Genomic DNA, 22,030 nt, shown 5'->3' on the forward strand with positions numbered 1-22,030 from the left:
ATGAATTTTATAGAGACATTAAAAAGCGCTGACTTAGTACTAGCAACAAAAGAAGTACCTTTAGTAGTTGGTGAAAGTGGAATAGGAAAAACAGCTTTAGCAAAGAAGTTAGCTTATGAAAATAACTGGAGCTTAATTGTTATTGATGGAAACTTACTTAAAGAAGGTGAAATAGGTGGTCTTCCAACTGTTGAATCTTATACAGTAACTAATGCTAATGGAGATAAAATAGAAAAGAAAACTACAGTATATGCTGTTCATAATAAGTTAAGAGAAATTGATGAAGAAATATCTAAAGGTAAAACAGTACTTTTATTTATAGATGAGATAAACCGTTGCGAACATACTGTACAACAAGAACTTATGAACCTAATATTAAATAGAGAAATAAATGGATATAAGTTAAGTGAAGATGTAAAAATCTTAGCAGCAATGAACCCATCAAGTAAATATGGCTCAGATTTTGACTATCAAGTTGTAGATATGGATGCTGCTCAAGAAAATAGATTTGTTTGGTTAAATATGGAACCGGATTATACACAGTGGCTAAATTGGGCAATAGGTGCAGGGATTGAACAAAAGGTTATAGAGTTTATTTCAACATTCCCAGAATATTTAAACAAAATAAATGATGGAGACGTAAGAGCAACTCCTAGAAGTTATGAAAGAGTTTCTAAAAGTTATAAAGTTTATAAAGAGCAAAAAGATAGAATACCAAAAGCTGTATTTTTAAATGTTATAAAAGGTAATATAGGAAAAGTTATTGCCCAGGAATTTATAAGTTTTGTTGAAGCAGATTCTAGTCCATTAATATCTTATGAAGATGTTTTTTTAGGTGATACTTTAAGCTTAGATGTTGTAGATAAAGTAAAAAATGAAAGTCATACAAGACTTTATTTATCAGCAATGAACATTTTAAAAGTATTAGAATCTAATATTAAAAATGGCAATGATGATTCAAATGATTATATTAATAGATTTATTGAATTTTTAAAATTATATCCTATAGATTTAATGGTAGGCATTATGAAGGATATTAAAAATAGTTATTTAGAAGTATACAAAATAGCTATAGAAAATGAAGAATTTGTAGAAGCTTACTTTAAATCTTATAGTTTAATAAGGGGATAAGCTATGGAAACTTATTTTGATAAACAAACAAAAGACCTTTATGAAAAAGCAAATGAGATTATTAATACTTACTCTGTGTTAAAAGCAAATCGTAAAGGTGAGAAATTTGAGATAGATATACCAAAAGATTTTAAGGATGAGTTTTTTAGTCTTGTAGATAAAGTTAATTTAAGTCTTATGGAAGAAAAAGATAATTTCTATGGATATTTTCTATTTCAAATGGCAAGGGATATAAAATTTGATATAAGTAGCCCTACAGGGATAAATTTTAAAGGAGCTAAATATGTTATATATTTTAATCCATTAATATTCTTAAATCTTAATATGAAACAAATGGAAACTACAATTAAGCACGAAATTCTTCATGTAGTATCTATGCATTTAGTAAGAGCAAAAGAGTTAAAAGGCAAGTATAGTACACTAGCTATTAATATGGCTATGGATATAGTAGTAAATAAATATTTAAATAATCTACCACCGTATTCTACTACTTTAGAATGGGTAAATAATAAGTATCCTTCTTTAAAACTTGAACCCTACGAGCCTTTTGAATACTATGTAGAAAAAATTCAAACTGAGTTAGATTTACAAGAAGTAGATGAAGATGGCGAAGAGGTTGATAACCATGAAAATGAAAATATAGAAACTGATTATAACCCAGAACATACTCATGATATTTGGGAAGATTCAGATGATATAGATGAAAAGACTATTAAAGAATTTACAGAGAAATTTGTTAATACTTCTCAAAAAGGTAAAATACCAGAATATTTAGAAGGCATGATATCAGCACTTAAAAATAGTAAGAGTGAATTGCCTTGGAATTTATATCTTAAAAAATTAATGGGAACAATTGAAAGTAATAAGAAGAAAACTATAACAAGAAGAAATAGAAGACAGCCTAACAGATTAGATTTAAGAGGTGAACTTAGAGGGCATAAAGCAGAAATAGCTGTTGCACTTGACATAAGTGGAAGTATTAGTGATGAAGAATTTAAACAAGCTATTAAAGAAGTTCTTAATATAGTTAAAAATTATAATCATGAAATTACCATTATAGAATGTGATGATGAAATTAGGCGTGTATATAAAGTTAAATCTGTAAAGGACATAAAAGATAGACTTAATATACGCGGAGGAACTAAGTTTACACCAGTTTTTGAATATGCTAATAATAAAAAGAGTAATTTATTAGTTTATTTTACGGATGGAAAAGGTGAAGATAGACTGAAAGTAATACCTAGAGGGTATAAAATTTTATGGGTTATTTCTGGAAGAGGAGATAATCTTTCATTAAGAGAAAGTTATGGAGCAGTTAAAAAGCTTAGCAAAGTTGAAGTAAAAGAAAATGCATTAGATATTAGTGATGTTAGAGATGATGGATATTCAATGGCTAATCAGTCTCCACTTTTATAAATATTATTATTTAATAAAAAACTCATATCAATAAGATATGAGTTTTTTATGGTTACAAAAAAGTAACTGATTGACAAGTTAAAGGATAATCTATTATAGTAATTATATAAAGGTAAGAAATCTTATCAATAGAATATATATCTAAATTGATAATGAAAATCAATATATAATAAAAATAAAAATGGATATAGGAGAAATAATAAATGAGTACTTTAAAAGATATAAAAAATGGTGAAAGTGCTAAAGTAAAAAAAATTCTAGGTCAAGGGGCAATACGTAGAAGAATTATGGATATGGGAATCACTAGAGGATGTGAAGTGAATATCTGTAATATTGCTCCTCTAGGAGATCCTATTGTTATAAATGTAAGAGGATATGAATTATCACTTCGTAAATCAGATGCAGAAATGATAGTTGTAGAAGACTAAGTAATCATAATACTTGAAATAGGGGGAGATTTGATGGGATATAAAATAGGATTAGTTGGAAACCCTAATAGTGGTAAAACAACTATATTTAATGAATTAACAGGTTCTAGACAGTATGTAGGAAACTGGGCAGGAGTAACAGTGGAAAAGAAAGGTGGTCAATTACGAAATCATAAAGATGTTGAAATTATAGACTTACCGGGGATTTATTCACTTTCTCCATATACAATAGAGGAAGTTGTAACTCGTAAATTTATGTTAGAGGATAAACCGGATGCAATTATAAATATAGTTGATGCTTCGAATATAGAAAGAAACTTATACTTAACTACACAAATATTAGAACTTAATATACCAACTATAGTAGCTCTTAATATGATGGATATAGTTGAAAAAAGAGGATATAAAATAGATATAGATAAGCTATCAAAAGAACTTGGTTGTAGGGTTGTTGAAACTAAAGCACTTAAAGGTGATGGAGTTAAACAATTGGGAGACGAGGCTGTAAAGATAGCCAAAGAAAAGAAAATTAGTAATTTTAAAGTTAATTTTTCAAAGGAAGTAAATAGTGCACTTAAGTCAATTGAATCTTTAATAGAAAAAGAGAATGTATTAAAAGAAGATATTGATAAAAGATGGTTTGCTATTAAGACTTTTGAAAAAGATGAAGCTGCCTTTAAGGAAGTAAATTTATCAGAAGAAGGTACAGAAGAATTAGACAATATAATTAGTAGATGCGAAAAAGAATTAGATGACGATGGAGAAAGTATTATAATATCAAATAGATATGATTTTATTGAAGGAATAATATCTAGAATTGTTAAAAACAGAAAAAAGAAAGAAAATACATTTTCAGATAAAATAGATAAGATTTTATTAAATCGTATTTTCGCTTTACCAATATTTGCATTTGTCATGTGGTTTGTATATTATATATCAGTATCTAAAATAGGGCTTATTGGAACAGACTGGATTAATGATGTATTATTTGCAGAAATTATTATGGGTAATGTAGAAACATTACTTAATGGTCTACATGTTTCTCAATGGTTAATAAGTTTAATTAATGACGGAATACTTGCTGGTGTTGGTACAGTAATTAGTTTTATACCTCAGGTTGCGTTATTATTCTTTTTCCTTTCAATATTAGAAGATTGTGGATATATGGCAAGAGTAGCACTTTTTATGGATAAAATATTACATAAATTTGGTCTTTCAGGTAAATCATTTATACCAGTTTTAATGAGTTCTGGTTGTGGAGTTCCCGGTATAATGTCAACTCGTACTATGGAAAGTGAAAGAGAAAGAAAGATAACAATAATGGTATCTACATTTGTTCCATGCTCTGCTAAATTACCTATTATAGCTTTATTTGCAGGGGCTATTTTTAAAGGTTCATCATTAGTAGCACCATTGGTATATTTTTCAGGGATTATAATGATTATAGTTTCGGCGTTTATAATAAATAAAAGTAAACTATTTAAAGGGGGGAGATCTCCATTTGTTATGGAGCTTCCTCAATATCATGTTCCAAACTTTAAAAATGTATTATTAAATGTTTGGGAAAAGGTAGTGTCATTTATTAAAAAAGCATTTACAGTAATAGTATTAGCATCAGCGTTTATATGGTTTACAAGTTCATTTAACTGGACTCTACAAATGGTTGATGCTAGAGAAAGTATATTAGCGGATATGGGTAAAATAATTGCACCAATATTTGCACCACTAGGATTTGGGAACTGGCAATCTGCAGTTGCTTCAATAACTGGATTTGTTGCTAAAGAAAATATAGTAAGTACTTTTGGAGTATTATTTGGTATTAGTAATGCTGCAGAAACTGATGTTGCACTACTTCATAATTTAGCAGGAATGTATACTGGTGCTAGTGCATTTGCATTTATAGCATTTAATATGTTTAATCCTCCTTGCTTTGCAGCGATGGGTGCAATAAGAAGAGAGATGGGTAATTGGAAGTGGACATTTATAACAATTGGAATACAAACATTTGGTGCGTATCTTATTGCTCTTTTAATAAATCAAGTTGGTAGTTTCATAATGGGATATGGAAGCTTAACTGGTGCTATAGCGTCAATAGCAGTAGTTGGTACAATAATTGGAGCTATTATAATGAATTCAAAAAAAGTAAGTGAAAAAGAAGCTATTAGTGAAGTAGCTTAATAATATATTTACAAGGGTGTGATGTTAAAATGGCAACATTTATTATAGGTGCTATTGTTATAGGATGGTTAGCATTTACTGCAATAAACTTAATAAAAAAGATTAAAAGAGGCGAGAGCTCTTGTGGATCTGGTTGTTCGGGTTGTAGCTCATCAAGATCTTGTAACAGTGGAGTTAAGTCGAAAAAATAGATAAAATACAAAAAGAACTGATAAGAAATCAGTTCTTTTTTATATATTAAGAGATTATAAAGTAATTCTCCAACATGTGGCTAAAATTATCTGATTTGTGAATAAGTTATAATCCCAATATCTAAACTTGAGCAACGGACGCAGTCGTTGGCGACATTAGCGAAGCGAATTTTATTATTGGCATTTAAAAATAATTAACAACGGTGCTACTATTTAATTAGCATATGCTAATAATAAAAATTAAATTTTAAGGGGGATGTTAAAATGAAAATAGCAGTTTCAAGTGAAAAAATTATGTAAGTGGTCATTTTGGTCACTGTGAAGGATTTGAAATATATGAAACAGAAGGAAATAAAATATTAAAAAATGAATTTATAGAAAATCCAGGCTATAGACCAGGATATTTACCAGTATTTTTAAAAGAATTAAATACAAATGTTATAATTTCTGGTGGTATGGGAGATAAAGCACAACAATTATTTGCTAATAACAATATAGAAGTAGTAGTTGGAGCAAAAGGACCTAGTGATGATGTTGTAAAAATGGATATAGATGGTAAATTAAAGTCAACAGGAAGTGTTTGCAAAGAACATGCACATGAAGGTCATTGTAACGACTAAGTTTTTTAGATATTAATAAAATAATAGAGGAATTGCTACAATACATATATAACTTTATATGTATAACTTTAAAGTTATATACACAACTGGAAATAGTAAATGAAATAAACATAAATTGAAAATCAATTTTATATTTATTTTAAATGTTTTAGATGTAATAGTATAATTTATATATTATGTTTATAGAACTATGTACCAGGTGTAAGGAGGAATCAAGGTGGCAAGACCAACAAAGGTTAGAACAGTAGATTTTTTCCAAAAAGATACATACTTTGCTCCTATAGGAAAGCCAAAGTGTGAAATAGAGGAAATAAATTTAAAGTTAGAAGAACTTGAAGCAATGAGACTTAAAGATATTGAAGGACTTAATCAAGAGGAATGTGCAAAGAAGATGAAGGTATCTAGACAAACCTTTCAAAATATTATAGATGCTGCTAGGCAAAAAGTAGCAATTGACCTAACTCAGGGGAAGGCTATAAAAATAAATGGAGGGAATTATAGAGCAAAATTCTGTAAGTTTAAGTGCCTTGATTGTAGAAATATTTATGAAATAAATTATGAACAAGATAAAGAAAAGTGCCCTTCTTGTAGTTCAGAGAATGTACTTTGTAGTAAAAAATCAGATATTTGTAAAAAATGGTGCGATAAAAAGAAATAATTCAATATAGATAAGATATAAAAGCAATAAAAAGGTATTACTATAATTCAATAGTGATATCTTTTTATTGCTTTTACATAAATCATTTCAATGTAAAAATAAAAACTTTACTAAATATATTACATATTAATTTTTTATAATGTTTATTTACATATATTAACTATTTTAAGGATTATTTAAGATTTATGTTAGCAAGAGTTAAAACTTAAGGATTATTATATGAGATGTAGAAAATAAAAAATAGGGGGAGAACAAATGAAAAGAAGATATTTAATTACAGGTTTTTTAATAGCAACATTAGCTTTAGGTGGTTGCACTAATACAGGAAATAAAACTGAAAACAATAAAAATGTAGAACAAACGCAAAGTAATACTAAGTCAGACCCTAAGGAAGTTTATATATCAGATTTAGGTGTTAAATATATTATGCCTAAAACTTGGGAGAAAGCGGGAATTCAAGAAACTATATTTGAGGAAAATGAGATGGCATTTCAATTTATAAGTTCCCAAGACCTTAAATCAGTATCTGAAATGACTAAGAAAATAGAAAGTAAAAAGGTTGAAGATGAAGGGGTAATAGATGAAGAAGCTGAAGGAAAATTAATGGATCAATATATGAAGAAGATGAAGAACATAGGATATATAGCTAAACTAGACAAAAATAAAGCTAGTGATTTATTAAAGTCTGAAGAATATTCAAAGTATAGTAAAAAAGATAAAATAGGTGAAATGAATAATTATGAATACTACTTTATATATAACGATAAGGTGGATGACAGTAATTTATCAGATGCTTCTAAAGCTGAATTAAAAAATATTGAATCTTCTATAAATGAATTTAAAGAAAGTATAAAGATAGTTGACCCAGCAAAAGAAAAGCCTAATAAAACTGTTGAAAAGGCAGAAGAACAAACATTAAACGGAACTGTAGAGTTTAAATCAAAAACTATACAAGGTAAAAATATAGATAGTTCTATATTTAAAAATAATAAGCTTACAATGATAAATATATGGGGAACATACTGTGGGCCATGTATAGATGAAATGCCAGAACTTCAAGAATTATATAAAGAAGTGAAAGCTAATAATGTTAATGTTATCGGAATTGTATCAGATACTCCAGATGAAGAAAATGAATTATTGGCTAAATCTATACTAGATAAAACAGGAGCTAAATTTGATAATGTAATACCAGATAAAGGTTTATATGAATGGATAAGTAAAAATGTTAAAGGAACTCCGACTACAATATTTGTAGATAAAGATGGTAAAATAGTAGGCTCTGCTTTAGTAGGATCAGCAAGTAAGGATGATTATAAAGCTAAGATAGATGAAGTGTTAAAATCTATTAAATAAATTTGTATATTGAAGAAGGTAATTTCTATGAAAGAAAAATCAGTAAGATATATTGTATTAGTTATTAGCATTTGTTTTATAGTAGCTGGGTTATATAGAGGTGAGGTTAAAACAGTTTTTAAAAAGGCTGTTAATATATGCTTGGAGTGTATAGGAATTGGATAAGAGAAATTTAACACAATTAATTGCTACTATACTAACTAATGCTAATTTTAAAGGTTTTATAGAAAAAGGTATATACAAAGGAGATACTAAAAGACTATGTGTACCAGGGCTTAACTGTTATTCATGTCCTGGTTCATTAGGATCATGTCCTATTGGGTCATTGCAAGCTGTTGTTGGAAGTATAAAATATAGCTTTTCTTATTATGTAGTTGGGATTATGACTTTATTTGGAGTGATATTTGGTAGATTTATATGTGGATGGTTATGTCCATTTGGATTTTTCCAGGATTTACTTTATAAAATTAAGATAAAAAAGATAAAGGTAAATAAAAAACTAGATAATAAATTAAAATATCTAAAGTATTTAATTTTACTGTTATTTGTAATAATACTGCCAATGTTTTTAACAAATGAATTCGGAATATCCAAACCATATTTTTGTGAATTTATATGTCCAGCAGGTACATTAGAAGGAGGTATACCTTTAGTACTTCTAAATGAATCTTTAAGAAGAACTATTGGATTTTTATATGCTTGGAAGCTATTTATACTTATATTTATTGTAGTATTATCAATATTTGTATATAGACCGTTTTGTAGATATCTTTGTCCATTGGGAGCATTTTACTCAGTATTTAATAAATTTAGTTTTTATAAATATAAGGTTGATGAAGAAAAATGCACAGGATGTAAGGCTTGTTCTAGAAAATGTCATATGAATATAGAAATTTATAAAAATCCTAATAATATAGATTGTATAAGATGTGGTGAGTGCGTTAAGGCATGTCCAAGTAATGCAATTGACAAAGGATTTATTATAAGAGATAAGGCCACTAATAAATAATAATTATTATAAAGACTACGTTGAAGTGATATTCAATGTAGTCTTTTATAGTTATAAAAATATAATGATATAGGAAAAATATGGTATATTGTTAAGTGTATAATATAAAAGTAAATAAAACAATAAATAGCACATTAGGAGCATAACAAAAGATGATTAATAATATAAATAAAAATTCATATAATATGAATCCATATAACACAGATACTATAAAACCTAACAATGAAACTAAACAAACGCAAAATAGTTTTAATGAAATAGAAAATAGTGACTTTTTAAATAAAATCAAAGAACAAATTAAAGATGCAGAATTAATAGCTATAAAAATGATTAAAGGTGAAAGACTGACTTCAAAGGAACAAGGTTTTATAACTGAGAAATATCCTGATTTGAAACAATTAGCAGAACAATCATTAAAAGAAAGTAAAGATTTGAAAGAGCAACTAAAAAATCTTAATACAGATGAAGAAAGAACTGAAATTTTATCTAAGGCAGTTAGTGATTTAAAAACTATGGCTAAAAAAGGATTATTATCAGAAGTTCAAGTTAAAATTAAAATGTCATCACTAGAAGAAGTTGAAAAGTTTTTAAAGACAAGTAAATTAGAAAATAAAAAAGCAGAACTAATAGCTACAAAGATGGTTAAAGGAGAAAAACTAACTACAAAAGAACAGCAATTTATAAATGAAAAATACCCTGATATAAAACAACTAGTAGAACAATCATTAAAAGAAAGTAAAGGTTTAAAAGAGCAACTAAAAAACTTTAAAACAGATGAAGAAAGAACCGAAGTTTTATCTAAGGCAATTAGTGATATAAAAACTATGGCTAAAAAAGGAGTATTATCAGAAACTCAAGTTAAAATTAAACTTTCATCATTAGAAGAAGTTGAGAAGTTTATAAAGACAAGCAAATTAGAAAATAAAAAAGCAGAATTAATAGCTGTAAAGATAGTTAAAGGAGAAAAATTAACTACAAAAGAACAGCAATTTATAAATGAGAAATATCCTGAGATAAAAGAATTAGCAGAAAAATCACTAAAAGAGACTAAAGACTTAAAAGGACAACTAAAAAACTTAAAAACAGATGAAGAAAAAAATCAATTATTATCTAAGGAAATTAGTGATATAGAGGTTATGGCTAAAAAAGGATTAATTTCAGAATTTCAATTTAAAATTAAGATGCTATCTATAGAAAAAATAAAAAAAGATAATGAAAAAGATAAAGAATCAATTTTTAATATAAATCCATATATATTTGCAAATTTAGAATATTCATTAGGAAATTTGACTGGTGTATTAATTTTTATAGTAGTAATAATAGCTTTTTTATATATTATTTAATAGAAATACTCTAGATTTATTAAGAGCGTCCGTATATAAGCATAAGTAATAATATTTTGATAGTTATAAAATTTATAATATAGAAGTTTATAATATAGGAGGCCGTTTATGAGTTTTTCAGAAAATACAAGTCAGACAAAAATACTTTTAGAATCAGGAACTAATGAACTTGAAATTATGGAGTTCACTATTTCAGGAGAATTATTTGGTATAAATGTAGCAAAAGTTCGTGAGATTATGATGGTTCAAGAGGTAAAGCAAATGCCAAATGCACATGATGTTGTGGAAGGTGTATTTAGATCAAGAGATGAAATTATCACTGTAATAGATTTGGGAAAATATTTAAATATTCCTAAATCTGATGATTCAAGTAAGGACATATTTATAGTTACTTACTTTAATAAGTTAAATGTTGCTTTCCATGTTGATTCAGTTGTTGGTATTAACAGAGTTTCTTGGGAGGAAATAAATAAACCAGATAGAGTTATTTATGGTGGAGATGAAGGTGTTGCAACAGGTATTGCACAATATAAAGATAGACTTATAACTATTTTAGATTTTGAAAAAATAGTTGCAGAAATTAGTCCTGAATCTAGTATTCAATTTGAATCTATAGAAAAATTAGGTGAACGTGAAAGTAGTGATAAAACTATATTAATTGTAGAAGATTCAATGTTACTTTCTAAACTAATAGTTGAGTGTTTACATAAAGCAGGATATAAAAATACTGTTAAAGTAGATAATGGTCAAGAAGCATGGGATTATTTAGAAGAATGTAAAACTTCAGGTGATCCAATTGAAAAGCATGTTTCATGTATAGTATCGGATATTGAAATGCCGTTAATGGATGGACATCGATTAACAAAACTTGTTAAAGAAGACAGTGCTCTTAAAAAAATTCCACTAATATTATTCTCTTCTTTAATAAGTGAAGAAATACATATTAAAGGTAAAGCACTTGGAGCAGATGAGCAAATAACTAAGCCTGAAATAGCTAATCTTGTTAGCATTATTGATAGATTAACAGAGGCAGTATAATAAAGCAATAACACCAAATGATATTGTAATTAAATAAAAAAATGACTTATATAAAAGGTATTGACTAAAAAGTTAATACCTTTTTTAGTTAGATATATTACTTAAATTTAAATTATTTACTTTTTTATGCTTGAAATATGAACTATATAAGTGTACTATTAATATAATAACGTGGAGGTGATTAGATAAAATGAAGTGTTAATCTTATTCAAAATAATTAAAGATAGTTCAGATAGGTTTAAAAAGCATTTTTTACATGCTTTATTAATAGAACCTAAAACTACTTTAGATTAAGAATAGGATTACATGTTATAGATATCACCACGTGGAAATAGCTAAATATAGCTTTATTTCAGTGTTTTTGAATACTTATAATCATATCTTTCTTAATATTAAAGTAGTTAACAATTACTTAAATTTAAGGGAGTTTTTTTATGCCTAAAACTTCCTTATGATAGGAGATGATTATTATAGCACAGATTAATATAAATAACTTAAGCTTTCAATATGATACCCACGGTGAAGATATATTTAAAGATGTATCATTTTTAATAGATACAAATTGGAAATTAGGACTAATTGGCCGTAATGGAAGAGGAAAAACAACTTTTTTAAAACTTCTTATGGGAGAATATGAATATAGGGGACATATTTCAAGTACAGTAAAATTTGAATATTTTCCTATTAAAGTTGAAGATAAAAACCAGACAGCTTTAGAAGTTGTAAGACAAAGTATTGCACCTTTTAGTATTTGGGAAAAACAAATGGATGAATATATTAAAATTCCTGAAAAAATTGATATGTATGGAGAAGTTTTAGAAAAATTTATAGATAATGATGGTTATACAATTAATGAAATAATAGAAAAAGAAGTACGAAAAATTGGATTAGAAGCAGATATTCTTAAAAGAAATTTTGAAACTTTAAGTAGTGGAGAACAAACCAAATTACTTTTAGTAAGTTTATTTTTAAGGAAAAATCATTTCCTTTTAATTGATGAGCCTACAAATCACTTAGATAGTGAAGGAAGAGAAATTGTAGCAAAGTATTTATCTAGTAAAAAAGGGTTTATAATTGTATCCCATGATAGAACTTTTTTAGATAATATTATTGACCATGTACTTTCTATTAATAAATCTAATATAGAAATTCAAAAGGGAAATTTTTCAACATGGCAGCTTAATAAAGATAGACAAGATGAATTTGAAAAAAATGAAAATGAAAAATTACAAAAAGATATTAAAAGACTTAGTGAAACTGCAAAACAGAAATCATCATGGTCTAATAAACTAGAAGCTACTAAGACAGGAAATGGTCCATGTGATAGAGGATTTATTGGACATAAAGCAGCTAAAATGATGAAGCGTGCTAAGTGTATTGAAGCTAGACAAAACAAAGCAATTGAAGAAAAATCTAAGCTTTTAAAGAACTTAGATATAGCTGATAAACTAGATTTTTCAACCTTAAAAAGTGAAGATGATGTATTAGAAATTAAAAGTCTTAAGATAAATTATGATGAAAAAGTAATTTTAGATTCTTTAAGTTTCAATATAAAACAAGGAGAAAGAGTTTGGCTTAAAGGTAAAAATGGATGTGGAAAGTCTAGCATAATAAAATTATTAATAGGTGAAGATATTTCTTATACTGGATATATTAAAAAGACAGATAAAATATCATATATTTCCCAAGAAACATCTTTTTTAAAGGGTAGATTAGATGATTTTATTAAAGAAGAAAAATTAAATAGCCAACATTTAAAAAGTACACTTCACAAACTTGGATTTGAAAATATTCAATTTGAAAAAGATATAAAAGAGTGGAGTGAAGGGCAAAAGAAGAAATTACTTATAGCTAAAAGCTTATGCGAAAAAGCTAGCCTTTATATTTGGGATGAACCACTTAATTTTATAGATGTTATATCAAGAATACAAATAGAAGAACTTATACTTAGCGAAAAACCTACAATGCTATTTGTAGAACATGATAATTATTTTGGAGAAAAAATAGCTACAAAAACAATAAAACTTTAAATAAGTAATAGAAAATAAAACCGTATTGTAAAAAATCAATACGGTTTTTTATTATTAATATCTATAAAATACTGTAAAATACTTACTTACAAAACTTTTATAGTTGGTGTTAATAAAATATCAAAGTATTCTTTATGACCAAAACTTATTTTAAATTTCCATAATATTTTAATGTATTTAGTTTGCTGATATTATCTAACTATAGTAAATAATTATCAAAGAGGAAGGGTGAAATTAATGAATTATTTTGAAGAAAGCTTAAAGTTACATGAGGAAAAAGTTGGGAAGATTGAAGTAATAAGTAAGATAAAAGTTGAAACAAGAGATGACTTAAGTTTAGCTTATACACCAGGTGTTGCAGAGCCTTGTAGAAAAATTCATGAAAATGAGGAAAACGTATACAAATATACTTCTAAAGGAAATTTAGTTGCAGTTGTAACAGATGGTTCAGCAGTTCTTGGATTAGGAAATATAGGACCAAAGGCTGGACTTCCTGTAATGGAAGGGAAAGCGATACTATTTAAAGAATTCGCAGGAGTAGATGCATTCCCAATATGTCTAGATACAAATGATGTAGATGAAATAGTAAAAACTGTTAAGCTTATAGCTCCTGGATTTGGAGGAATTAATTTAGAAGACATAGGAGCTCCTAGATGCTTTGAAATTGAAGAAAGATTAAAGAAAGAACTTGATATACCTGTATTTCACGATGACCAACATGGGACTGCAATAGTTGTTTTAGCAGGCCTTATAAATGCTTTAAAAGTTGTTGAAAAGAAAATGGAAGATATTAAAGTAGTAGTAAATGGTCCTGGAGCAGCAGGAACTGCAATAACAAAACTATTATTATCTTCTGGAGTTAAAAACTTAATTGTTTGTGATAAAGTAGGTATTCTTTATAGAGGAATTGAAAACGTTGATAGTGCTAAAAAAGAACTAGCTAAGATTACCAATCCAGATAATATTCAAGGTACTTTAGCTGATGCATTAGTAGATGCTGACGTATTTATAGGAGTATCTGCTCCAGGGATTGTGACTAAGGATATGGTAAAAGCAATGAATAAAGATTCAATATTCTTTGCAATGGCAAATCCAACTCCAGAAATTATGCCTGATGAAGCTAAAGCAGCTGGAGCAAGAGTAGTAGGAACAGGGCGTTCAGATTTTCCAAACCAAGTTAATAATGTGTTAGCTTTCCCAGGAATATTTAGAGGTGCTTTAGATGTTAGAGCAAAAGAAATAAATGAAGAAATGAAAATAGCAGCAGCTTATGCTATAGCTTCTATGATAAAAGATGAAGATTTAAATGAAGATAATGTAATTCCATATGCATTAGATAAAACTGTTGCAGATAATGTAGCTGAAGCAATAAAAAAAGCGGCAATAGAAAGTGGAGCAGCAAAATTATAAAATAAAAAATGGGAGGGAATTAATATGCAAATTCCAATTAAGAAAACACTTGATAAAATTCCAGGCGGTATGATGGTTGTTCCACTTTTTTTAGGGGTATTAGTTAATACATTTTTCCCAGAAGTTTTAAAAATTGGTGGTTTTACAACTGCATTATTTGGGCCAAAAGCATCATCAACAATTTTAGCATGTTTTATGTTTTTAATTGGTTCACAAATCAATTTTAAATTAGCTCCAAAGGCATTAAAAAAAGGTGCATTATTAATAGTAGGAAAATTTGTAGTAGGTGCTGGAATTGGTATATTTGTAGGTAGAGTCTTTGGACCTGCTGGAGTATTAGGTTTATCACCATTAGCAATTCTTGCTGCATTAACAAATTGTAACGGTGGGCTATATGCATCTCTTGCTTCACAATATGGTGATGAAACTGATGTAGGTGCTTATGCTTTACTTTCTTTAAAAGATGGACCATTCTTTACATTAGTTGCATTAGGTGCATCAGGACTTGCTCAAATTCCTATGATGTCACTTGTAGCAGTAATGATTCCAATAGTAATAGGTATGATTTTAGGTAATCTTGATTCTGATATGAGAGCTTTCCTTGGAAGTAGTAAGTTATTATTAATACCATTTTTCTCATTCCCACTAGGGGCAGGAATGAATCTTGAAACTATTGTAACAGCTGGTGGACCTGGTATATTATTAGGAATAATAGCATCTTTAACTGGAATAGGTGCTTATGTATTATTAAAAATATTTAAAGAAGAACCTATAATTGGTTTGGCAACAGGATCAACTGCAGGAAATGCTGTAGCAACTCCAGCAGCAGTTGCATCAATAGATCCAACAGTAGCGACTATAGCAGCAACAGCAACAGCACAAGTTGCAGCAGCATGTGTAGTATCTGCCATTGTTTGTCCATTTATTGTCTCTTACGCATTTAAAGTGCTTAGAAATAATAAAATGAAAAAAATGAATAATGAAACCACTGCATGATAAAAAATAAAGTGAATTAATAGATATTAAATTAAACACGGAAAAATAAAAGACAATAATGAAAGAAGTACTATATAATAGGATTGAAGCTATTCCTATATTAATACTTTTATCTGTATGTATGGTCTTTTATGATTCCGTGTTTTTTAATTGTAAAATTTATATTTTAATATACTAAGGTTGAGGTGATTAATTTGAAAAAAAAGATGAAGCTACAAACAAAGCTTACGATACTAATTATTATAGTAGTGTTTATTTCCATATCTATAATAACCTTTTTTGTTGCCTCATGGATGAATAGAAATATTGAAAGCACAGCTAAAACTAATGTTATGAACGTAGCTGAGATGGTAGCAAATTCTAGAGAAATAATAGATGAACTTAATATAAAAGATCCTAATAAAAAGATTGGATCATATATTGATAAGCAGTTAAAAACATTAGAAAAAATTGAGTATATAATAGTAGTTGATAATGATGGAATCAGATATTCTCATCCTAATTCAAATATGATAGGCAAAAAATTTGTTGGTGGAGATGAATTTAGGGTAGTTAAAGAAGGAGATACATATATTTCTAAGGCTACTGGAACACTTGGAAAATCATTAAGAGCATTTGCTCCAATATATGATGAAAATAGTAAAGAGATAGGTTTTGTTTGTGTAGGTACACTTATACAAAGTATTGGAGAAACTAAGCATATGGCAATATTATATATAATATTGACTTCTTTGGGTGGGTTGACAGTAGGTATAATAGGAGCATTTATGTTAGCAAAAAATATAAAAAATACTTTGTTAGGACTTGAACCGGAAGAAATAACAAGGCTTTATAATGAAAAAATGGGAATTTTAGATGCAATTTATGAAGGATTAATAGCAATTGATGATAAAGGAAAAGTTACACTTATAAATGATTCAGCACTAAATATAATACACTATGAAGACAGGATTAATAAAAATGATATTATAGGTAAGAACATAGAAGATGTCCTTCCAACAACCCATCTGACTACAGTAATTGAAACAGGAGAAAGTGAATTTGATAAAGAACAAAGAATAAATAATACTGTAATAATGACTAATAGAATTCCTATAAATGATAGAGGTAAAATTGTAGGAGCTATTGCTACATTTAGGGATAAAACAGAAGTTACAAGACTAGCAGAAGAACTTACAGGAGTAAAAAAAATGGCATGGTCACTGAGAGCTCAAAACCACGAATTTATGAATAAACTTCATACTATTGCGGGTTTAATACAGCTTGAAGAATATGATGAAGCTCTACAATTTATATCTTATGTAGCTAAAACTAGAAATGAAATAAGCTCTATATTAAATAAAAAATAAAGGACCCATCTTTATCAGCAATATTATTTTCAAAGTATAATAAGGCTGAAGAAAGCAGAGTTAATTTTAAAATAGATGAAGAATCTAGTATTAATAGGCTTCCAAAGTATATGAAACCTGATGAGATTATATCAATAGTAGGTAACTTGATTGAAAATTCATTAGATGCAGTTAGTAATGATGGAAGTGGAGAAATTTACATAAAAATACTACAACAAAATGATTATATTGAAATAAAAGTTAAGGACAATGGTCCTGGAATTAAAAGTGAATATATAGATAAAATTTATGAACAAGGCTTTACTACTAAAGAAGGTCAAAGAGGACATGGTATGTATATTGTAAAAGAAATAATAAAAAATGCCAATGGAAAAATTGAACTTAACGTAGATAAAGGTGTTACTTGGAGTATTACTATACCTATGGTAAGGAGTGAAGAGTTTGATTGAAGTAATGATTGTTGAAGATGACCCAATGGTAAGAGAAATAAATTCAAAGTTTTTAAAAAGAGTGGAAGGCTTTAATTTGTATAAAGGGGTAGGAAATCTTACTGAAGCTAAGAAATTTATTAATATAAGAAAGCCTGATTTAATATTATTAGACGTTTTTTTACCAAATGAAAATGGCATTGACTTTTTAAAATGGCTAAGAAGTGAAGAAATTGGTGTTGATGTAATATTAATTACTGCAGATAAGACTATAGAAAGAGTGCAAGAAGCATTTAGGTATGGAGCTATAGACTATTTAATAAAACCATTTGATTTTGAGAGATTTAAAGAGGCACTTATTCAGTTTAAAGAAAGATACTATGAGTTTAAAAAAGGAGATGAAATTGAACAAAGTGCATTAGATAAATTAATTTCAAATAATAATTTAGCTCAAGAATCAGAAGGACTTGCAAAAGGATTTAATAAATATACTTATAAATCTATATGGGAAGAAATTAATAAAAGAGATAAGGAATATTTCACATCTGAAGAACTTTCAGAAAAAATAAAGGTAGCTAGAGTTACAGTTAGAAGATACCTAGAATATATGGAAAAAGAAGGTCAACTAGAAAAGCTAGTTGAGTATGGAAAAGTAGGAAGACCACAGCATAAATTTAGAAAATTATAAAAGTAATTAAAGACCACGTTGACTTAATGTTCAACGTGGTTTTTATTACCTAAAATATATTATTTATAAACACTTAGATATAGAAAAATGTAGAAATAAATAAAGGGGATAAATTTGAATTGTAGAAATCATATATATAACTGTAGAAATTTAAAGTATTTAATAACTTTAAATAAATTTTACTTTTATATTTTTAAATGTTCAAAATGGAGGGGTATTATGAAGAAAAAAATATTTTCAATGATGGTAGCTTTCTTAATGACAATTAGTTTATGCACAAGTACAATGACAGTATTTGCTCAAGAAAAAGTAGGTAACTATGGCGAATATGCATATGACACTTTAAAGTATATTGATAAAAATCTTCGTGAAAGAAAAGCAGGAAGTGAACAAGAACTAAAAGCTGCCAATTACATAAAAGAAAAACTTGAATCAGCAGGATATAAAGTTACTGTTCAGCCATTTGAGTTTGAAACAAAAAAGGGAGAAAAAGTTAAAAGTCAAAATATTATTGTAACAAAACAAGGTGATTCTAATAAAGAAGTTGTAGTTGGAGCTCATTACGATAGTGTTGCAACAGCAGGCGTAGATGATAACGGTTCTGGTACTGTTGTAAACTTAGAAACAGCTATAAGAATGATTGATGTTAAAACACCTTATACAATTAAGTTTGTATTCTTTGGAGCTGAAGAAGTTGGTCTTAAAGGCTCTAAGGCATATGTAGATTCAATGACACAAGATAATATAGTTTATATGGTAAATATGGATTCTATGTTAGCTGGAACATATAGCTATATATATGGTGGTAATTACAATGAAAAAACTAAAAAGGTAGAAAATGCTTGGCCAGTTTATCAGACTATGGAAATAGCTAAGAAGTTAAACTTAGATATTCATTTAAATGATACAAAGTTAAATTATGATTATCCATCACCTACAACAGGTAACTGGAGTGACCATGCAAGCTTTAGAGATTTTACACCATATGTATATTTTGAAGCTGCAAACTGGGAATTACCAGATGACCCTAAAAAACCAGAAGAAGGAAGCTCAGGAGCTTATGAAACTGAATCTGGAGAAGTAATGCATGTTCCTGAAAGAGATGATTTAACTTTTATAGAAAATGAGTGGAAAGACCATGGTAAAAACACAATAAAAAAATACTGTACTCTTTTACCAGAAATGTTATTAAAATTAAATCCTCCAATAAATGAAAGTAAGATTGTAGGAGATTCAAGATATTCAACAGCAGTAAAAATAAGTAATAGAGGATGGGAAAATGCTGAAAATGTAGTGATTGTAAATTCAAGCGCAATATCAGATGCTATTTCAGCAACACCTTTTGCAAAATATAAAAATGCTCCAGTACTTTTAACACAAAAAGATAAGTTAAATGATGAAACTAAAAAGGAAATAACAAGATTAAAAGCTAAAAATATTTATATAATAGGTGGAAGTGAGGTAGTATCAGAATCAGTAATTTCACAACTAAAATCTATGGATGTTAATGTAGAGAGAATAAGTGGAAACACTAGATATGAAACTTCACTAGAGATAGCTAAAAAATTAGGTGATGTATCTGAAATAGCCGTTGTAAATGGAATTTCTGGATTATCTGATTCTGTTTCAATAGCACCAGTTGCAGCAAATAAAAATATGGCAATAGTACTATCTTCACCTAGTGAAGGAACAAAAGTATTTAGTGATTTTATAAAGAATAAAAATATAAAAACTTCTTATGTTATAGGAAAAGAACAATCTATTTCAAATGATGTAGCAAATAGCTTACCTAATGTAAAAAGATTAGGTGGAGAAAATAGAAATGAAACAAATGCAGTTATTCTTGAAACTTTCTATAACAGTAAAGATTTAAATAATATATTTGTTGCAAAAGATGGAATTAAAAAGCAAGATGATTTAATAGATGCATTAGCAGTTGGAGTATTAGCTGAAAAAGAAAACTCTCCAGTAGTTATAGTAGGAGAGAAATTAGATGCTAAACAAGAAAAATTATTATCAACTAAAAATCCAAAAGAGGTAACTAAAGTTGGTGGAAATGGAAATGAAAATGCATTTAACCAAATAGCTAATATGTTTAAAAATTAATATATTTAATATTTAAAGAAAACACATTGATAAATTTATCAATGTGTTTTTTACTGTAAAATAATTTTAAAATATTATAAAAATAAACTTATTTCAAATCATTAATAAGGGTATATTAATTTAATAGAAACAAGTAATTAAAAATTTTAAAATAGATAAGGAGAAAAAATGAATAATAAAAAAGATGTTATAGAAATGGGATGGAATTTAGATAATAGCTATACTAAATTACCAAAATCATTCTATAGTGAAATCAATTTAAATCCTGTACCATCACCAAAATTAGTTATTCTAAATTATCCCTTAGCAAAATCTTTAGGATTAAATAGTGATGAACTTAAAAGCTATGATGGTGTTTCAATACTTGCAGGTAACAAAACTATAGAAGAAGGTGCTTTTATTGCTCAAGCTTATGCTGGACATCAGTTTGGACATTTTACAATGTTAGGAGATGGAAGAGCATTATTAATAGGGGAGCAAATAACACCTGATGGTAAAAGATATGATATTCAACTTAAAGGTTCTGGGAGAACTCCATATTCTCGTGGAGGAGATGGAAAGGCAGCACTTGGACCAATGCTTCGTGAGTATATAATAAGTGAAGCTATGTATGGTCTTGGCATTCCAACTACACGTAGTTTGGCAGTAGTAAAAACTGGTGAACCTGTTTATCGTGACAGTAAAAAAGAAGGTGCAATATTAGCTCGTGTAGCTTCTAGTCATATTAGATTTGCTACATTCCAATATGCAGCAAACTTTGGGAGTGTAGATGATGTTAAGGAATTAGCTGATTACTCATTAAAAAGACATTTTTCATATGTAGAAGATGATGAAAATAAATATATTAATTTACTTAAGGAAGTAATAAAAGCTCATGCTAGTCTTGTTTCAAAATGGCAAAGTGTAGGATTTATACATGGTGTTATGAACACTGATAATATGACTATTAGCGGAGAAACTATTGATTATGGTCCTTGTGCTTTTATGGATACTTATAATCCAGATACTGTATTTAGTTCTATTGATACTAGAGGGCGTTATGCATATAAAAATCAGCCTATAATGGCGGAGTGGAATTTATGTAGATTTGCTGAAACTTTATTACCATTATTAAATGAAAATCAGGATGAGGCTATAAAAATAGCTCAAGACGCTGTATCAAATTTCTCTAGTTTATATTATTCAAATTGGATATCTAAGATGAGAAACAAACTTGGAATATTTAATGAAGAAGCACAAGATAAGGCTATAATTGAAGATTTACTTAGTATGATGGAAAAGTATAATGAAGATTATACTAATACTTTTATATCTTTAACTTTTAATAAAAATAAAGATAAAGGTATGTTTATTAAAGAAGAATTTGAAAATTGGTATAATGTATGGATTGAGAGACTTAAAAGACAACCACAGTCAGAGGAAGAAGTACATCAATTAATGAAAGAATCTAATCCATCAGTAATTCCAAGAAATCATAGGGTTGAAGAAGCTTTAGATGCTGCTGATAAAGGTGATTTTAATGTTATGGGAAAACTTCTTGATGTTATTTCAAGACCATATGAACATTCAAAAGACCAAGAAGAGTATTCGAAGTTACCTAGTCCTTCAAGTTGTCCTTATAGAACTTTCTGTGGAACATAATAATACAAATAATA

Annotated in this window: 20 protein-coding genes; all 20 read left to right on the forward strand. The window is 28.0% G+C overall.

Annotated elements, in window-relative coordinates; translation table 11 throughout:
- Window positions 1-1,131: an ATP-binding protein gene (locus BN899_RS04710; protein WP_042273359.1), complete on the forward strand. Its 1,131-nt coding sequence runs from the start codon at window positions 1-3 to the stop codon at window positions 1,129-1,131.
- Window positions 1,132-1,134: 3 nt separating this feature from the next.
- Entirely contained in the window at window positions 1,135-2,547 is a 1,413-nt protein-coding gene (locus BN899_RS04715) for a vWA domain-containing protein (RefSeq protein WP_042273360.1), read from the forward strand.
- A 203-nt stretch (window positions 2,548-2,750) separates the two neighbouring features.
- A complete protein-coding gene (locus tag BN899_RS04720) occupies window positions 2,751-2,975 on the forward strand; it encodes a FeoA family protein (protein WP_042273362.1) in 225 nt (74 codons plus the stop codon).
- A gap of 33 nt (window positions 2,976-3,008) precedes the next feature.
- Window positions 3,009-5,153: a ferrous iron transport protein B gene (gene feoB, locus BN899_RS04725; protein WP_042273363.1), complete on the forward strand. Its 2,145-nt coding sequence runs from the start codon at window positions 3,009-3,011 to the stop codon at window positions 5,151-5,153.
- Window positions 5,154-5,182: 29 nt separating this feature from the next.
- Window positions 5,183-5,344: a FeoB-associated Cys-rich membrane protein gene (locus tag BN899_RS18545; protein ID WP_081712164.1), complete on the forward strand. Its 162-nt coding sequence runs from the start codon at window positions 5,183-5,185 to the stop codon at window positions 5,342-5,344.
- Window positions 5,345-5,676: 332 nt separating this feature from the next.
- The gene (locus BN899_RS04730; RefSeq protein WP_334291362.1) at window positions 5,677-5,964 is read left to right on the forward strand and encodes a NifB/NifX family molybdenum-iron cluster-binding protein; all 288 of its coding nucleotides are present in this window, start codon (window positions 5,677-5,679) and stop codon (window positions 5,962-5,964) included.
- A gap of 217 nt (window positions 5,965-6,181) precedes the next feature.
- A complete protein-coding gene (locus tag BN899_RS04735; protein WP_042273364.1) occupies window positions 6,182-6,622 on the forward strand; it encodes a DUF134 domain-containing protein in 441 nt (146 codons plus the stop codon).
- Window positions 6,623-6,877: 255 nt separating this feature from the next.
- A complete protein-coding gene (locus BN899_RS04740) occupies window positions 6,878-7,978 on the forward strand; it encodes a TlpA family protein disulfide reductase (protein WP_052356616.1) in 1,101 nt (366 codons plus the stop codon).
- Between the two features lie 27 nt (window positions 7,979-8,005).
- Window positions 8,006-8,143, forward strand: coding sequence for a CD1871A family CXXC motif-containing protein (locus BN899_RS19260; RefSeq protein ID WP_173399932.1), 138 nt, complete (start codon window positions 8,006-8,008; stop codon window positions 8,141-8,143).
- Window positions 8,136-8,987 (forward strand): 4Fe-4S binding protein, encoded by an 852-nt coding sequence (locus BN899_RS04745; protein WP_042273365.1) that lies wholly within the window; start codon window positions 8,136-8,138, stop codon window positions 8,985-8,987. Before BN899_RS19260 ends, BN899_RS04745 begins: the two co-directional genes overlap by 8 nt.
- Before the next feature lie 152 nt (window positions 8,988-9,139).
- Window positions 9,140-10,330: a V-type ATP synthase subunit I domain-containing protein gene (locus tag BN899_RS04750; RefSeq protein WP_042273366.1), complete on the forward strand. Its 1,191-nt coding sequence runs from the start codon at window positions 9,140-9,142 to the stop codon at window positions 10,328-10,330.
- Window positions 10,331-10,438: 108 nt separating this feature from the next.
- Window positions 10,439-11,368, forward strand: a complete 930-nt coding sequence (locus tag BN899_RS04755; RefSeq protein ID WP_042273367.1) for a chemotaxis protein — start codon at window positions 10,439-10,441, stop codon at window positions 11,366-11,368.
- A gap of 461 nt (window positions 11,369-11,829) precedes the next feature.
- Window positions 11,830-13,398: a ribosomal protection-like ABC-F family protein gene (gene abc-f, locus BN899_RS04760; RefSeq protein WP_330362448.1), complete on the forward strand. Its 1,569-nt coding sequence runs from the start codon at window positions 11,830-11,832 to the stop codon at window positions 13,396-13,398.
- Between the two features lie 237 nt (window positions 13,399-13,635).
- The gene (locus tag BN899_RS04765) at window positions 13,636-14,808 is read left to right on the forward strand and encodes an NAD(P)-dependent malic enzyme (protein ID WP_042273368.1); all 1,173 of its coding nucleotides are present in this window, start codon (window positions 13,636-13,638) and stop codon (window positions 14,806-14,808) included.
- Between the two features lie 24 nt (window positions 14,809-14,832).
- Window positions 14,833-15,804, forward strand: coding sequence for a 2-keto-3-deoxygluconate permease (locus BN899_RS04770; RefSeq protein ID WP_042273369.1), 972 nt, complete (start codon window positions 14,833-14,835; stop codon window positions 15,802-15,804).
- Window positions 15,805-15,998: 194 nt separating this feature from the next.
- Window positions 15,999-17,153 carry a Spo0B domain-containing protein gene (locus BN899_RS04775; protein WP_242824077.1) on the forward strand — a complete coding sequence of 385 codons (1,155 nt, stop codon included), beginning with the start codon at window positions 15,999-16,001 and terminating at the stop codon, window positions 17,151-17,153.
- Window positions 17,154-17,263: 110 nt separating this feature from the next.
- Window positions 17,264-17,602: a sensor histidine kinase gene (locus BN899_RS19590; protein WP_242824078.1), complete on the forward strand. Its 339-nt coding sequence runs from the start codon at window positions 17,264-17,266 to the stop codon at window positions 17,600-17,602.
- Entirely contained in the window at window positions 17,595-18,269 is a 675-nt protein-coding gene (locus BN899_RS04780; RefSeq protein WP_042273370.1) for a response regulator, read from the forward strand. Before BN899_RS19590 ends, BN899_RS04780 begins: the two co-directional genes overlap by 8 nt.
- 219 nt (window positions 18,270-18,488) lie before the next feature.
- Window positions 18,489-20,375 (forward strand): M20/M25/M40 family metallo-hydrolase, encoded by a 1,887-nt coding sequence (locus tag BN899_RS04785; RefSeq protein WP_052356619.1) that lies wholly within the window; start codon window positions 18,489-18,491, stop codon window positions 20,373-20,375.
- Window positions 20,376-20,543: 168 nt separating this feature from the next.
- Entirely contained in the window at window positions 20,544-22,016 is a 1,473-nt protein-coding gene (locus BN899_RS04790; protein ID WP_042273371.1) for a protein adenylyltransferase SelO, read from the forward strand.
- The last annotated feature ends 14 nt before the right edge of the window (window positions 22,017-22,030 follow it).

The sequence above is a fragment of the Faecalimicrobium dakarense genome (genome assembly GCF_000499525.1).
Lineage (GTDB): Bacteria > Bacillota > Clostridia > Peptostreptococcales > Peptostreptococcaceae > Faecalimicrobium > Faecalimicrobium dakarense.